We start from the raw sequence: 14509 nt of genomic DNA on the forward strand, positions 1-14509 counted from the left end.
TGCCGTGCCCGGCACCCCACGCGCGCGCCGTGCCCGGCACCGCACGCGCGCGTGAAGCCGGCCACTCCGCCGCAAGGCGGAGCTCCGGGGTGCGTAGGGTCGTACTCATGAGTACAGCAGGCGCGACCGCCGATCCCCTCGCGGCCCTGGGTGCGTTGCCCGGAGTGGCCGATTCCGTGGAGTCCGTGCGCAAGGCCGTGGACCGGGTCTACGGGCACCGGATCATGCGGCGGCGCAGCAACGCCATCACCTCCGAGGCCGCCCTGCGCGGTGCCCGCGGCTCGGCGGCGCTGTCCGGCGCGGACTGGGCCCTGGAGGAGGTGCGGCGGCGCACGGACTTCAGCGGCGACGACGAGGCCCGCACCGTCGGCGCCGCGCTGCGGCTGACCGCGGAGGCGGGCCAGCTGCTGTCGATCTGGCGGCAGTCGCCCCTGCGGGTGCTGGCCCGGCTGCACCTGGTGGCGGCCGCCGGCCAGGCCGACCAGGTGGGCCGGCCCCGGCAGGAGGGCGAGCGGGTCGACGAGCCGCTGGTCTCCCTGCCGCTGCCGAGCGCGGCCGAGGCGCACGGCCGGCTGGAAGGGCTGGCGGAGCTGATCATGGCAGGCGGCTCCGCACCGGCCCTGGTCACGGCCGCGGTCGTGCACGGCGAGCTCCTCGCCCTGCGCCCCTTCACGTCCCACAACGGCCTGATCGCCCGTACGGCCGAGCGCATCGTCCTGGTCGGCAGCGGCCTGGACCCGAAGTCGGTCTGCCCGGCCGAGGTCGGTTACGCCGAGCTGGGCCGCGAGGCCTACCTGAAGGCCCTCGACGGGTACGTCTCCGGCACCCCGGAGGGCATGTCCGCCTGGATCGCCCACTGCGGCAGGGCGGTCGGACTGGGGGCGCGCGAGTCGACGGCGGTGTGCGAGGCGCTCCAGCGCGGAGCGGCCTGAACCTCACCACACACAGAGATGCGGCGGTACGAAGGCTCGTACCGCCGCTGGCATGACCACCGGGTTACCAAGCGTCCTCGATATGTGCCCATCAGGCCGGGAACTTCGCCCGTCACCTGGTGCGGCTGGCCCGTAATCGACGGGTCGACGTCGCGTGGGTGCCCGGTGTTCATGCTCGGTCCGTGGGGCCGGATGCGTTGTGAAGGTGATCCTCTCGGATGTCCTTGGTCTCGCGGGCCGTTGATTCCTTTGTACTCCTGCCCCCGGGTCGGCGGAAGTCGGGACTGCACTTCTTTACTTTTGGGCGCGAACGTGACTTGGCGCAGCCGTGGGGCGCGTGTGCGCGTGGGGCTCAGGCGACCGTGGCGCGGCGCCGGCTGGCGTACCAGACCAGTCCCGCGGTGGCCGCCGCCGCGCCTATCGCGGCGACCGCGACGAGGGCCGGCCGCGGCGGCACGGAGAACGCGGGGAGGCGCTGCTTGAGCCGGACCGGCCGGTGGAAGTCCAGGATCGGCCAGCCCCGCGCGAGTGCCTCGCGGCGCAGCGCGCGGTCCGGGTTCACGGCGTGGGGGTGGCCCACGGACTCCAGCATGGGCACGTCGGTCGCCGAGTCGCTGTAGGCGTAGCAGCGGCTGAGGTCGTACCCCTCGGACTCCGCGAGCTCCCTGACGGCCTCGGCCTTCGTCGGGCCGTACGCGTAGTACTCCACCTCGCCGGTGAAGCAGCCGTCGTCGCCCACGACCATGCGGGTCGCCACCACCCGGTCCGCACCGAGCAACTCGCCGATCGGCTCGACGACCTCCGCGCCCGACGTGGACACGATCACGACGTCGCGGCCCGCGGTGTGGTGCTCCTCGATGAGGGAGGCGGCCTCGTCGTAGATGATCGGGTCGATCAGGTCGTGCAGCGTCTCGGCCACGATCTCCTTGACCTGCTGCACGTTCCAGCCGCGGCACAGCGCGGACAGGTAGGCGCGCATCCGCTCCATCTGGTCGTGGTCGGCGCCGCCGGCCAGGAAGACGAACTGGGCGTATGCGGTGCGCAAGACGGCCCTGCGGTTGATCAGACCGCCTTGGTAGAACGACTTGCTGAAGGTGAGCGTGCTCGACTTCGCAATGACCGTCTTGTCCAGGTCAAAGAAGGCCGCTGTGCGGGGCAAGGAGTGGTTTTCCACGCCCTTGAGCATAGGGGCAGCCCATTCGGCGTAAGGTGGGGCGCGTGGGTTTGCCTGAGAGGGCTCTCGGGTACACCATGGAAGTCACGGATCGTTCGCGACCGTGCTAACCCGGCCCGACTCCTCCCCCCCCGAGTCGGCCGTGGGGACGACCCCCGCTCTCCCCCCCGGCGGGGGTCGTCGCATGTCCGGATGGGTTTTCTCCCTCTTCTCGCGGCCCGAGTGCCGCTCTCGGGGCGGCTGTGGCCGCCCCTTTCTCATCCCCATGATCCGTCACTGTGTGTAGCGGCAGGGCTGCTCTGTGGACCGCCCTGTGGAGGGCTCTGTGGAGGGCTCTGTGGATCTCGCACAGAGCGTCTGTGGCCGTCACCGGTATGGGTGACGGCGATATTCACAACCCCCGGGGCATCCACAGTTTTCCACCAAGATCCACATGATTTCCGGGATCGCTGCACCGTGATTCCAGCGCACCTCGCTCGTGGCCGGTTCACCGCTGGTTCCGATTGCCGGGGTGCGTTCGGCCGGCTTCTGTCGGCCGGTCAAAGGGAGGCCGCTCCGCCGGTTCTTCCCACGTTCGGGAATCGCGGGGCCGCAGGGGTCGCGCGAGTCGAGCAGCGAAGGGGGATGGACACCGTGGCCGGAACCGTCACACACGATCCGCCGCCGGCCGCCGGAGGGCGGCAGGGCGGACCACTGATCGTCACCGAGGACAGCGAACTCCTCGACGACCTGCTGCGCCTGTGCGCCGCGGCGGGCGCCACACCGGAGGTGCACCACGGGGTGCCCGAGCGCAGAGGCAGCTGGGAGGCCGCGCCGCTGGTCCTGGTGGGCGACGACGCCGCGCGTCGGGTCCGCGGGGCAGCGCGCCGAAGGGGCGTGGTTCTGGTCGGGCGGGACCAGGACGACTCGGGGGTGTGGCGGCGGGCCGTCGAGATCGGCGCCGAGCACGTGTTGATGCTGCCCGACGGTGAGCAGTGGCTGATCGACCGGATCGCCGACGTGGCCGAGGGCGTCGGCCGGCCCGCCCTCACCGTGGGGGTGATCGGCGGCCGGGGCGGCGCCGGAGCGTCCACGCTCGCGTGCGCCCTCGCCGTCACCTCCGCGCGGGAGGGGCTGCGCACCCTTCTCGTGGACGCCGATCCGCTGGGTGGCGGACTCGACGTACTCCTCGGCGGTGAGACGGCCGAAGGGCTGCGCTGGCCCGCGTTCGCGTCCTCGCGCGGACGGGTCGGAGGAGGCGCCCTGGAGGAGTCGCTGCCCGAGCTGCACTCACTGCGGGTGCTCAGCTGGGACCGCGGCGACCGGATCGCGGTGCCGCCGCAGGCGGTGCGCGCGGTGCTGGCGGCGGCCCGGCGCCGGGGCGGCACCGTCGTGGTCGACCTGCCGCGCCGCATCGACGACGGGGTCGCCGAGGTGCTCGGCCAGCTCGACGTCGGTGTGCTGGTGGTGCCCGCCGAGCTGCGGGCCGTCGCGGCCGCGGGCCGGGTGGCGTCCGCGGTCGGCATGGTCCTGCGGGACCTGCGGGTGGCCGTGCGTGGGCCGTATCCGCCGGGACTCGACGACCGGGAGGTGGCCCGGCTGCTCGGACTGCCCCTCGTCGGCGAGGTGCCGGTGGACCCGGGGCTGCTGCGCCCGGACGGGGACACGGCACCGCCGGGTGCCCGCCCCCGTGGACCGCTCGCCCGGTTCTGCAAGGACTTCTGGGAGCGGGCGCTCGTCGAGGCGGGTGCGGCGTGAGCACCCTGGCCGGCCCGGAGGGCGGGAAGCTGCTCGACGGGGTGCGGCGGTGGCTTGCCGAGAGCGGCGCCGAACCGACGCCCGCGCGCGTGGCACAGGCCCTGCGCGAACAGGGGCGGGTGCTCGGGGACGCAGAGGTACTGGGAGCGGCCTCGCGGCTGCGGTCCGAGCTGGTCGGCAGCGGGCCGCTGGAACCGCTGCTCGCCGATCCGTCGGTGACGGACGTGCTGGTGTCGGGCCCGGACCGGGTCTGGGTGGACCGGGGCGGCGGCCTGGAGCTGACGGACGTGCGGTTCGCCGACGCGGCGGCCGTACGGCGGCTCGCCCAGCGGCTGGCCGCCGTGGCCGGACGCCGTCTGGACGACGCCCGCCCGTGGGTCGACGCCCGGCTGCCCGACGGGACCCGGCTGCACGCGGTGCTGCCGCCGGTGGCGGTGGACTGCGCCTGTCTTGCGCTGCGGGTCGTGCGGCCGCGTGCCTTCACGCTGGGCGAGCTGGTCGCGGCGGGTACGGTCCCGCCGGGCGGCGACCGCGTCCTGCGCGCGCTGCTCGACGCGCGGCTGTCCTTCCTGGTCAGCGGCGGCACGGGGACCGGCAAGACGACTCTGCTGAGCGCCCTGCTGGGACTCGCCGGGCCGGACGAGCGCATCGTCCTCGCCGAGGACTCGGCGGAACTGCGGCCGGATCATCCGCACGTCGTGCGGCTGGAGACCAGACCCGCCAACCAGGAGGGCGCGGGCCTCGTCACCCTTGAGGACCTGGTGCGGCAGGCACTGCGGATGCGACCCGACCGGCTGGTCGTGGGCGAGGTGCGCGGACCCGAAGTGGTGCATCTGCTGGCCGCGTTGAACACCGGCCACGAGGGCGGCTGCGGGACGGTGCACGCCAACGCCGCCGCCCAGGTGCCGGCCCGGCTGGAGGCACTCGGCACGGCTGCCGGGCTCGACCGGGCCGCGCTGCACAGCCAGGTGGCAGCCGCCCTCTCCGTGGTGCTGCACCTCGTGCGCGACCGGGCGGGGCGGCGGCGGATCGCCGAGGTGCACGTGCTGGAACGGGACCCCACGGGCCTGGTGCGGACGGTGCCGGCGCTGCGGTGGGGCGAGTCGGCCTTCGTCCGGGAGCGGGGCTGGGAGCGGCTGCGGGGGCTGCTCCGAGGTGAAGGAAGCGAGCAGGGCGAGGACGGGACGAAGGGGGCGGGTCATGACGGGGGCGGCTGAGATGTCCCTGGGCGCGGCCGTGGCGTGCATGGGAGCGGCGGTGTGGCTGCTGGGCGAGCGGGACTCGGCGGCGCGACGGGCGCGACTGCTGCTCGCGAGCGGCGCAACCGCCGGGAGCGAGCCACGGCTCAAACCGCGGTGGACGGCCGAGGCGCTGCGGCAGGTCTCCGGGCGGCTGCCGGCCGAGTGGTGGTCGCCGGTGGCCGGGCTGGTGCTGGCGGTGCTCGGGGCGTCGGTGTTGCCGATCGTGCTGGGCGCGGCCGGGGTGCCGCTGCTGCGCAGGGCCCGGCTGGCAGGCCGCGCGCGGCGGCACCGGGATGCGCGGGCCGACGCCGTGATCACGCTGTGCGGGGCGCTGGCCGGGGAGGTACGGGCCGGCCGTCAGCCGGGTGAGGCACTGCTGCGGGCCGCGCGGGACTGCGGAGGCCTCGCGGACGCGCAGGCGACGGTCCTGGCGGCGGCGCGCTTCGGCGGCGACGTGCCGGAGGCGCTCGCGACGGCGGCACGGCAACCGGGTGCCGAAGGGCTGCGGGGACTCGCGGCGTGCTGGCGGGTGGCCGTGGACCAGGGCGCCGGGCTCGCGGCCGGGCTCGACCGGCTGGCCACCGCGCTGCGCGCCGAACGGGACCAACGCTCCGACCTGCGAGCCCAGTTGGCCGGTGCCCGGGCCACGGCGGTGATGCTCGCCGGCCTGCCGGCCCTGGGCCTCCTCATCGGCACGACCCTCGGCGCCGACCCGCTCCACGTCCTGCTGCACACCCCGGCGGGCCTGGGCTGCCTGCTCGCCGGAGGTGCGCTGGAGGGCCTGGGGGTGTGGTGGGTGCTGCGGATCGTGCGGGGGGCGGAGGAGGCGGTGTGAGCGGCGGCCTGGGCTCGGGCGGGCCGTGCGGGCGGCGATCAGGGAGCGGGTGGTCCTGGGGGCTTCGGTTCGGGTGCCGATGGGAGTACGGGCGGTGGCGTGGGTGTGGAGGGAGCGGTATGGGGCGGGGCCGGGTGGCGGAGGAGGCGGTATGAGCGGGGAAGTTGTCCACAGGCTGGGGGTGGCGATGGGGATCGCGCTCGGTCTCGGGTGGTGGGCGCGGTGGGTGCTGGAGGCACGGCTGCGGCGGAGGATTCGGCGACGACTGGCGGAGCTTTCCGCCCGGGAGGCCGCCGCTCCCGTCCCGCGCCTGGCCTTGCGCCGGGCAGCGCGCAACTGGCTCGCCCCGGTGGGCGTCGCCTGCGCCGGGTGGGCGCTGGTCGGTGGTCTCGCGGGTCTCGCCGTCGGCCTGGCCGGGGCGGTGGGGACATGGCGCTGGCGGCTGCGGCAGGAGGCGGCGGCCGGGACGGACCCGGGCGCCCTCGACCTCGCCGAGTCGGCACGGCAACTGCCCCTCGCCGCCGACCTGCTGGCCGCCTGCATCGCGGCGGGTGCCGGACCGGTGGTCGCGGCACAGGCGGTCGGTGAGGCCCTGGGCGGGCCGGTGGGCGACGCCCTGGCCCGGGGTGCGGCGGAGGTGCGGCTGGGCGGCGAACCAGGGGCGGCCTGGCGGAGGTTGGCCGGTGTGCCCGGGGCCGGAGGGCTGGCACGGCTGCTCGAACGGGCCGACGTGACCGGGTTGCCCGCTGCCGTACCGGTCGCACGGCTCGCCGCCGAGGCCCGTGCCGACTGGGCCCGGGCGGCGACGGCCAGGGCACGCCGGGCGGGCGTCATGGTCAGCGCGCCGGTCGGGCTGTGCTTCCTGCCCGCGTTCATCGCGGTCGGGGTGCTGCCCGTGGTGATCGGGCTCGCGGGCGGGGTGCTCGGAGGAGGTGGTGGCTAGAGGCGCACGATCGCAGGCAAGGACGAATCAGACAGCCGCAGCGCGGTGCGTAAGGCGGCGAAGCAAGCGAGCGACGGAAGCAAGTAAGCGGCGCCCGAAAGAAGTTCGGGCCCTATCCCACGGGGGTTGAGATGGTTCAGATGGTGCGGGCACGGCTGCGAGCCCTGGTGCGCGGGATGCGTGCGGCGCGGCGGGACGCGGGGATGGTCACCTCGGAGTACGCGACGGGCATCGTGGCGGCCGTGGCGTTCGCGGTGGTGCTTTACAAGGTCGTCACGAGCGGAGCGGTCAGTTCGGAGCTGCAGAGCATCGTGAAGGAAGCCCTCAATGCGCGGATGTGAGCGGCGCGGGGACCGGGGGTTCGTGACGGCGGAGTCGGCCGTGGTGCTGCCCGTGCTGGTGATGTTCGCGATGGCGCTGGTGTGGGGCCTGCTGGTCGTGGCCGCGCAGATCCAGTGCGTGGACGCGGCGCGGACGGGCGCACGTGCGGCGGCGCGGCAGGACCCGCCCGGCGCGGTGGTGCGACTGGCCCGCGAGGCGGCACCGCCCGGTGCGAAGGTGACGGTGCGCCGGGACGCGGAGCACGTGCGCGTGGTCGTCGTGGCCGAGCCGCCGGTGCTGCGCGGGCTGTCGTTCGCGGTGCGAGAGGAAGCCGTGGCGGCGGTGGAGGAGGGGGTGGGCACATGACGGGGTGGCCGCGCGGACAGGGGCGGTCGAGCGGGAAGGGGCGGTCGAGCGGGAAGGGGCGTCTCGCTCTTGAACGCCGTGATCGCCGGGGAGAGGGGGTGGACACGTGACGGGGTGCCTGCGCGGGGAGGGGCGGTGGATTCGGGAACTCCGTGACCTCCGTGGAGTGCGCGGTGGGCACGTAAAGCACCCGTCGCGCGGCTTCCCGGACCAGGGGTCCGCCACCGTCTGGAGCGTGGGGGCGATCGCCGTCCTGTGCGTGCTGTTCGGTGTCGTCCTCGCGCTGGGGCAGGCCGTCGTGGTCCGGCACCGGGCGGCGGGTGGAGCGGACCTCGCGGCGCTGGCGGCGGCGGATCACTGGGCCGACGGCGAGACGGCGGCCTGTGCCCGAGCCGGCCGGGTGGCCAGGGCCCAGGGCGTGCGGCTGGTGCGGTGCCAGGTCGCCGGGGAGATCTCGGACGTGACGGCGGCCTCGGGACGGGGGCCGTTTACGGCTGAGGTCAGGGCGAGGGCGGGCCCTGCGGCACCCCACCCGGGTCTCCCGGCGACGGGTCCTGGTCGCCGGGCGGATGCCCCACCGTGACGTCCGGTGAATGCTCCGCCCCGACCTCCGGGGGATGCTTCGTCCCGGCGTCCGGGGGATGCTTCGTCCCGACCTCTGGCGGATGCTCGGCCCCGACCTCGGGCGGGTGCTCCGCCCCGGCCCCCGGTGGATGCTCTGCCCCGGCTTCCGGCGGGTGCTCCGCTTCCACCCCCGGCGCTTCCGTCGGCCGGTCCACCGCCTCCCCGGCCGGCTCCTTCTCCTCCGGTGCCCCCTCCAGCAGCACGGTGAGCAGGCGCACCGCCCCCCTCTTGTGCAGCGGGTCGTTGCCGTTGCCGCACTTGGGGGACTGGATGCAGGACGGGCAGCCGGCGTCGCACTCGCAGGAGGCGATGGCCTGGCGGGTGGCGGTCAGCCAGGTGCGGGCGGTGTGGAAGGCGCGCTCCGCGAAGCCCGCGCCACCCGGATGGCCGTCGTAGACGAAGACCGTGGGCAGCAGCGTGTCGGGGTGGAGCGGGATCGACACGCCGCCGATGTCCCAGCGGTCGCAGGTCGCGAAGAGGGGCAGCATCCCGATGGACGCGTGCTCGGCGGCGTGCAGGGAGCCGCCGAGGATCTCCGGGCCGATCCGGGCCCGGTCCAGCTGGTCCTCGGTGACGGTCCACCACACGGCCCGGGTGCGCAGCGTACGGGGAGGGAGGTCGAGCTTCGTCTCGCCCAGGACCTCACCGGTCATGAGCCGGCGGCGCAGGAAGGAGACGACCTGGTTGGTGACCTCGACGGACCCGTAGCACAGGCGGCCGTCGCCCCAGGGGATCTCGATGTCGGTTTCCAGGACGGAGATGGACGTGGTGTCGCGGGCGACGGTGGAATAGGGCGGGGAGGCCTCTTCGACGAGGGCGACGGAATCTTCCAGGTCCAGCGACCGCACGAGGTAGGTGCGGCCCTGGTGGAGGTGGACCGCCCCCTCGTGCACGGTCGAGTGCGCGGCGCCCGCGTCGACCGTGCCGAGCAGCCGGCCCGTGCCGGACTCGACGACCTGGACCGGGCGTCCGCCCTCGCCGCGGATGTCGGTCAGGTCGGCGGCGCGCTCGCGGCGGGTCCAGTGCCAGGCCCTGGTGCGGCGGCGCAGCAGCTTCGCGGCCTCCAGCTGCGGCAGCAGGGCTTCGCTGGCCGGGCCGAACAGGTCGAGGTCCTCGTCCGTCAGGGGCAGCTCGGCGGCGGCGGCACACAGGTGCGGGGCGAGCACGTAGGGGTTGTCCGGGTCGAGGACCGTGGACTCGACCGGCTGGTCGAAGAGGGCCTCGGGGTGGTGGACGAGGAAGGTGTCCAGGGGGTCGTCCCGGGCGACCAGGACGGCCAGGGCGCCCTGCCCGGACCGTCCGGCCCGTCCGGCCTGCTGCCACAGGGAGGCGCGCGTGCCCGGGTAGCCGGCGATGACGACCGCGTCGAGGCCGGAGATGTCGATGCCGAGTTCGAGGGCGTTCGTCGCGGCGAGCCCCAGCAGTTCACCCGAATGGAGGGCGCGTTCGAGTGCGCGGCGTTCTTCCGGGAGATAGCCGCCCCGGTACGCCGCGACACGCCGGGCCAGCGACCGGTCGACCTCGGCCAGCCGCTCCTGGGAGATGACGGAGATCAGCTCGGCACCGCGCCGGGACCGGACGAAGGCGACCGAGCGCACGCCCTGCACGGTGAGGTCGGTCAGCAGGTCGGCGGCCTCGGCGGTGGCCGTGCGGCGGACGGGGGCGCCCTTCTCGCCCTGCAGCTCCGTCAGCGGCGGTTCCCAGAGCGCGAACACCAGTTCACCGCGCGGGGAGGCGTCGTCGGCGACCTCCACGACCGGCAGGCCGGTCAGGCGGCGGGCGGCCACCGCGGGCTCGGCGGCGGTGGCGGAGGCCAGCAGGAACACGGGCGAGGCACCGTAGCGGGCACACAGGCGGCGCAGACGGCGCAGCACCTGTGCGACGTGGGAGCCGAAGACGCCGCGGTAGGTGTGGCACTCGTCGATGACGACGTACCTCAGCGACTTCAGGAAGGAGGACCAGCGGGGGTGGGACGGCAGGATGCCGCGGTGCAGCATGTCCGGGTTGGTCAGCACGTAGTTGGCGTACTGGCGGATCCACTCGCGTTCCTCGAACGGAGTGTCGCCGTCGTACACGGCGGGGCGCACCGAATGGCCCAAAGGATGTGAAAGTTTCTTCACCGAGCGGCACTGGTCCGCCGCGAGGGCCTTGGTGGGAGCCAGGTAGAGGGTGGTCGCGCCGCGACCGTTCGGGGCCTCGGCTCCGTCCAGGAGGGCGGACAGCACGGGCACGAGATAGGCCAGGGACTTGCCGGAGGCCGTACCGGTGGCGACGACCACCGAGTCGCCGTCCAGGGCGTGCTCGGCCGCGCGGGCCTGGTGGGCCCAGGGGTGTTCGATTCCCGCGGCCTGCACGGCCGAGATGACCTCCGCGCGGATCCGGTCCGGCCAGACGGCATGCCGACCCGCACGCGGGGGCAAGTGCTCCGTATGAGTGATGCGCGAAGCCCTGCCCGGACCGGACGCGAGCCGGTCCAGGACCGCGCCGGGCGCGGGCCGGGAGGCGGGGTCCGTCGGGGTTCGATCGGATCGGTGATTCTTGGCCATCGGCACCGAGTGTGTCACTGGCGTGACGGACAATGGAGCCAAGGCGTCGTGCACGCCTGCCGGTAAGTGATTGAATGCCATCGCGGCTGGCGAAGCGTCCAAGGGCTGAAGCCGAGATGCCCTCAGGGCGACCGCTCGATAGCAAGGTGCTGGAGGATCCGTGGACCTGTCCCTGTCGACCGAGACCATGGGCGATCGCACGATCGTCAGGGTCGGTGGCGAAATCGACGTATATACCGCGCCCAAGCTGCGCGAGCAGTTGGTCGAGCTGGTGAACGACGGCAGTTTCCACCTTGTCGTCGACATGGAGGGCGTGGACTTCCTCGACTCCACCGGGCTCGGCGTACTGGTCGGCGGCCTGAAGCGTGTACGAGCCCATGAGGGCTCCCTGCGCCTGGTCTGCAACCAGGAGCGCATTCTGAAGATCTTCCGCATCACCGGCCTCACCAAGGTGTTCCCGATTCACACCTCGGTCGAGGAAGCGGTTGCGGCCACCGACTGAGACCGGCCCCCGGGCCTCGTGTCCGGGCCGGCCGCGGTGCGGCACGAGTTCGGCAGAAGTGAAGACCGAGGGGGCCCGGGCTTTCGGCGGCCCGGAGCCCCTCGACAGCACGCCCGTAGTTGCGAGGGGGATGCATGGCCACCGTTGAGCTCCGCTTCAGCGCGCTGCCCGAGCATGTCAGGACCGCCCGGCTGGTGGCGGCGGCGGTGGCGCGCAGGGCCGGAGTCGACGAGGCCGTCCTCGACGAGGTCAGGCTCGCTGTCGGCGAGGCCTGCAGCCGGGCCGTCGGACTGCATCAGACCGGCGGGATCTCGGCACCGGTGAAGGTGCTGCTGATCGAGGAGGAGAAGCAGTTCTCCATCGAGGTCGGCGACGAAGCTCCGCACGCGGTGCCCGGCGGTCGCTCCGGCGCGGGCGACGCCGACGCGGAAGTCGAGGAGGACGAGATGGGCCTCGCGGTCATCAGCGGCCTCGTCGACGACGTGGAGGTCAGCGCGGGGGAGCACGGCGGATCGATCAAGATGACGTGGCCGACCACGCCACCACCGACGATCCTGGCCTGACCGGCCACCGCGCAACCCGTTCTTATCCGAAGGGCCCCACCCGTGGGGCCCTTCGTCATGTGCGGGTGTCAGTGGTCGCCTTTACAGTAGTTCCTGTGCCGTTCATCGCGTGAATTCGTTCACGATCATTCGCGCGCTCCACGGTCGCGCCAGAATGCTTTCAGGGCATTACTTCATCAGGCCAATTCCGTTTATCGCGCTCTGTTTTGATCAGGTTCCGGTACCTACAATCCCGTCCACATCTTGAGCTCAGCCCAAGCGTCAAGGAGGACGAATGGCGGGGCTTTTTCTCTCACAACAGTCGGGCCATCCCACCGACCTCGCAGCCGCCGTACTGACCGATGGCAACCGCGTCCTCGTCGTGGTCATCGCGATCGTGGCACTGGCGGCACTGGCGGTCGCGGGCGTCCTGGTGCGCCAGGTACTCGCGGCCGGTGAGGGCACCGACGGCATGAAGAAGATCGCGGCCGCGATCCAGGAAGGCGCCAACGCCTATCTGGCCCGTCAGCTGCGCACGCTCGGCGTATTCGCCGTGGTCGTGTTCTTCCTGCTCATGCTGCTGCCCGCTGACGACTGGAATCAGCGGGCCGGACGGTCGGTGTTCTTCCTGATCGGAGCGGCGTTCTCGGCGGCCACCGGCTATGTCGGCATGTGGCTCGCCGTACGCAGCAATGTGCGGGTCGCCGCGGCGGCCCGTGAGGCCACTCCGGCGGCGGGCGAGCCGGAAAGGGATCTGACCGCCGTCTCGCACAAAGCGATGAAGATCGCATTTCGCACGGGCGGCGTGGTCGGCATGTTCACGGTGGGCCTCGGTCTGCTGGGCGCGGCCTGCGTGGTGCTGGTGTACGCGGCCGACGCACCGAAGGTGCTGGAGGGCTTCGGCCTGGGTGCCGCGCTGATCGCGATGTTCATGAGGGTCGGCGGCGGCATCTTCACCAAGGCCGCCGACGTCGGCGCCGACCTTGTCGGCAAGGTCGAGCAGGGCATTCCGGAGGACGACCCGCGCAATGCCGCGACCATCGCCGACAACGTGGGCGACAACGTCGGCGACTGCGCGGGCATGGCGGCCGACCTCTTCGAGTCGTACGCCGTGACGCTGGTGGCCGCGCTGATCCTCGGTTCGGCGGCCTTCGGTGACGCGGGGCTCGGCTTCCCGCTCCTGGTGCCGGCCATCGGTGTGATCACGGCGATGATCGGCATCTTCGCGGTCGCGCCGAGGCGCTCCGACCGCAGCGGCATGAGCGCCATCAACCGCGGGTTCTTCATCTCCGCGGTGATCTCGCTCGTGCTGGTGGCGGTGGCCGTCTATGTCTACCTGCCGGGGAAGTACTCGGAGCTGGACGGCGTCACCGACGCGGCGATCCTGGGCAAGGACGGCGACCCCCGGGTCCTCGCGCTCGTCGCGGTGGCCATCGGCATCGTGCTGGCCGCCCTGATCCAGCAACTGACCGGCTACTTCACGGAGACCACCCGCCGGCCCGTCCGGGACATCGGCAAGACCTCGCTCACCGGCCCGGCCACCGTCGTCCTCGCCGGAATCTCCGTCGGTCTCGAATCGGCCGTCTACACAGCCCTGTTGATCGGACTGGGCGTGTACGGGGCGTTCCTGCTCGGTGGTACGTCGATCATGCTGGCGCTGTTCGCGGTGGCGCTGGCCGGCACCGGTCTGCTCACCACGGTGGGTGTGATCGTCGCGATGGACACCTTCGGGCCGGTCTCCGACAACGCGCAGGGCATCGCGGAGATGTCCGGCGACGTCGAGGGCGCGGGCGCGCAGGTGCTCACCAACCTGGACGCGGTCGGCAACACCACGAAGGCGATCACCAAGGGCATCGCGATCGCCACGGCCGTGCTGGCGGCGGCGGCGCTGTTCGGGTCGTACCGCGACGCGATCATCACCGGCGCGCGGGACGTGGGGGAGAAGCTCAGCGGTGAGGGCGCCCCGATGAGCCTGATGATGGACATCTCGCAGCCCAACAACCTCGTGGGTCTCATCGCGGGCGCGGCGGTCGTCTTCCTCTTCTCGGGGCTGGCGATCAACGCCGTGTCGCGGTCGGCGGGTTCCGTGGTCTTCGAGGTGCGGCGGCAGTTCCGCGAGAGGCCCGGAATCATGGACTACAGCGAGAAACCGGAGTACGGCAAAGTCGTCGACATCTGCACCAGGGACGCCCTGCGCGAGCTCGCCACGCCGGGGCTGCTGGCCGTGATGGCGCCCATCTTCATCGGGTTCACGCTCGGTGTCGGGCCGCTGGGCGCGTTCCTGGCGGGCGCGATCGGCGCGGGCACGCTCATGGCGGTGTTCCTCGCCAACTCCGGTGGCGCCTGGGACAACGCCAAGAAGCTCGTCGAGGACGGCCACCACGGCGGCAAGGGCAGCGAGGCGCACGCGGCGACCGTGATCGGCGACACCGTCGGCGACCCCTTCAAGGACACCGCCGGCCCGGCGATCAACCCGCTGCTGAAGGTCATGAACCTGGTCTCGCTGCTCATCGCGCCCGCGGTGATCAGGTTTTCCTACGGCCCGGACGAGAGCGTGGGGGTGCGGATCCTGATCGCGGTCCTCGCGTTCCTGGTGATCGCCGGGGCGGTGTACGTGTCAAAGCGGCGCGGAATCGCCATGGGTGACGAAGGCAACGCCGAGCCGAAGCCCAATTCGGCCGATCCGGCGGTGGTTTCGTAGGGAGGACCGAGGAGCCCCAGCTCAAGGTGCGGGCGGGCGGTGCGC

At 72.9% G+C, this 14509-nt stretch carries 13 protein-coding genes; 11 read left to right on the forward strand and 2 right to left on the reverse strand.

The window, feature by feature from the left end; translation table 11 throughout:
• The first annotated feature begins 107 nt into the window (after positions 1-107).
• Complete coding sequence (locus tag ABTZ58_RS13470) at positions 108-932, forward strand: Fic family protein (RefSeq protein WP_351354745.1); 825 nt, start codon at positions 108-110, stop codon at positions 930-932.
• Positions 933-1284: 352 nt separating this feature from the next.
• Here ABTZ58_RS13470 and ABTZ58_RS13475 read toward each other — a convergent pair whose 3' ends face one another.
• On the reverse strand, positions 1285-2118 hold the full coding sequence (locus ABTZ58_RS13475; RefSeq protein WP_351354748.1) for an HAD family hydrolase: 834 nt from the start codon (positions 2116-2118) through the stop codon (positions 1285-1287).
• Positions 2119-2730: 612 nt separating this feature from the next.
• Between ABTZ58_RS13475 and ssd the strand changes: the two genes are divergently transcribed.
• The 7 genes from ssd to ABTZ58_RS13510 all read left to right on the forward strand — a co-directional run bounded on the left by ssd (position 2731) and on the right by ABTZ58_RS13510 (position 8132).
• On the forward strand, positions 2731-3843 hold the full coding sequence (gene ssd, locus ABTZ58_RS13480) for a septum site-determining protein Ssd (RefSeq protein ID WP_351354751.1): 1113 nt from the start codon (positions 2731-2733) through the stop codon (positions 3841-3843).
• Positions 3840-5060: a TadA family conjugal transfer-associated ATPase gene (locus ABTZ58_RS13485; RefSeq protein ID WP_351354754.1), complete on the forward strand. Its 1221-nt coding sequence runs from the start codon at positions 3840-3842 to the stop codon at positions 5058-5060. The genes ssd and ABTZ58_RS13485 overlap by 4 nt, the downstream gene beginning before the upstream one ends.
• The gene (locus tag ABTZ58_RS13490; protein ID WP_351354757.1) at positions 5044-5919 is read left to right on the forward strand and encodes a type II secretion system F family protein; all 876 of its coding nucleotides are present in this window, start codon (positions 5044-5046) and stop codon (positions 5917-5919) included. Before ABTZ58_RS13485 ends, ABTZ58_RS13490 begins: the two co-directional genes overlap by 17 nt.
• 151 nt (positions 5920-6070) lie before the next feature.
• On the forward strand, positions 6071-6862 hold the full coding sequence (locus ABTZ58_RS13495) for a type II secretion system F family protein (protein ID WP_351354760.1): 792 nt from the start codon (positions 6071-6073) through the stop codon (positions 6860-6862).
• A gap of 131 nt (positions 6863-6993) precedes the next feature.
• Entirely contained in the window at positions 6994-7203 is a 210-nt protein-coding gene (locus ABTZ58_RS13500; protein WP_309096899.1) for a DUF4244 domain-containing protein, read from the forward strand.
• The gene (locus ABTZ58_RS13505; RefSeq protein WP_351354764.1) at positions 7190-7549 is read left to right on the forward strand and encodes a TadE family type IV pilus minor pilin; all 360 of its coding nucleotides are present in this window, start codon (positions 7190-7192) and stop codon (positions 7547-7549) included. The genes ABTZ58_RS13500 and ABTZ58_RS13505 overlap by 14 nt, the downstream gene beginning before the upstream one ends.
• A 166-nt stretch (positions 7550-7715) precedes the next feature.
• Positions 7716-8132: an Rv3654c family TadE-like protein gene (locus tag ABTZ58_RS13510; RefSeq protein ID WP_351354766.1), complete on the forward strand. Its 417-nt coding sequence runs from the start codon at positions 7716-7718 to the stop codon at positions 8130-8132.
• Here ABTZ58_RS13510 and ABTZ58_RS13515 read toward each other — a convergent pair.
• Positions 8050-10800 (reverse strand): DEAD/DEAH box helicase, encoded by a 2751-nt coding sequence (locus tag ABTZ58_RS13515; protein WP_351354769.1) that lies wholly within the window; start codon positions 10798-10800, stop codon positions 8050-8052. The two genes, ABTZ58_RS13510 and ABTZ58_RS13515, sit on opposite strands and share 83 nt — an antisense overlap.
• A gap of 79 nt (positions 10801-10879) precedes the next feature.
• Between ABTZ58_RS13515 and bldG the strand changes: the two genes are divergently transcribed.
• From bldG to ABTZ58_RS13530, 3 genes are all read left to right on the forward strand, one after another.
• Positions 10880-11221, forward strand: coding sequence for an anti-sigma factor antagonist BldG (gene bldG / locus ABTZ58_RS13520; RefSeq protein ID WP_003991900.1), 342 nt, complete (start codon positions 10880-10882; stop codon positions 11219-11221).
• 134 nt (positions 11222-11355) lie between these two features.
• Positions 11356-11784, forward strand: coding sequence for an ATP-binding protein (locus ABTZ58_RS13525; protein ID WP_351354772.1), 429 nt, complete (start codon positions 11356-11358; stop codon positions 11782-11784).
• 274 nt (positions 11785-12058) lie between these two features.
• The gene (locus tag ABTZ58_RS13530; RefSeq protein ID WP_351354775.1) at positions 12059-14464 is read left to right on the forward strand and encodes a sodium-translocating pyrophosphatase; all 2406 of its coding nucleotides are present in this window, start codon (positions 12059-12061) and stop codon (positions 14462-14464) included.
• Positions 14465-14509 lie beyond the last annotated feature (45 nt).

The sequence above is a fragment of the Streptomyces sp. NPDC094143 genome (genome assembly GCF_040303825.1).
In the GTDB taxonomy this organism is placed as follows: Bacteria; Actinomycetota; Actinomycetes; order Streptomycetales; family Streptomycetaceae; genus Streptomyces.

Bases quoted from the DNA above. Each gene is read 5' to 3' on its own strand.
- ssd (WP_351354751.1), top strand. From the start codon at position 2,731: ATGGACACCGTGGCCGGAACCGTCACACACGATCCGCCGCCGGCCGCC.
- ABTZ58_RS13490 (WP_351354757.1), top strand. From the start codon at position 5,044: ATGACGGGGGCGGCTGAGATGTCCCTGGGCGCGGCCGTGGCGTGCATG.
- ABTZ58_RS13530 (WP_351354775.1), top strand. From the start codon at position 12,059: ATGGCGGGGCTTTTTCTCTCACAACAGTCGGGCCATCCCACCGACCTC.
- ABTZ58_RS13515 (WP_351354769.1), bottom strand. From the start codon at position 10,800: ATGGCATTCAATCACTTACCGGCAGGCGTGCACGACGCCTTGGCTCCA.
- ABTZ58_RS13525 (WP_351354772.1), top strand. From the start codon at position 11,356: ATGGCCACCGTTGAGCTCCGCTTCAGCGCGCTGCCCGAGCATGTCAGG.
- ABTZ58_RS13470 (WP_351354745.1), top strand. From the start codon at position 108: ATGAGTACAGCAGGCGCGACCGCCGATCCCCTCGCGGCCCTGGGTGCG.
- ABTZ58_RS13475 (WP_351354748.1), bottom strand. From the start codon at position 2,118: ATGCTCAAGGGCGTGGAAAACCACTCCTTGCCCCGCACAGCGGCCTTC.
- ABTZ58_RS13500 (WP_309096899.1), top strand. From the start codon at position 6,994: ATGGTTCAGATGGTGCGGGCACGGCTGCGAGCCCTGGTGCGCGGGATG.
- ABTZ58_RS13495 (WP_351354760.1), top strand. From the start codon at position 6,071: ATGAGCGGGGAAGTTGTCCACAGGCTGGGGGTGGCGATGGGGATCGCG.
- ABTZ58_RS13505 (WP_351354764.1), top strand. From the start codon at position 7,190: ATGCGCGGATGTGAGCGGCGCGGGGACCGGGGGTTCGTGACGGCGGAG.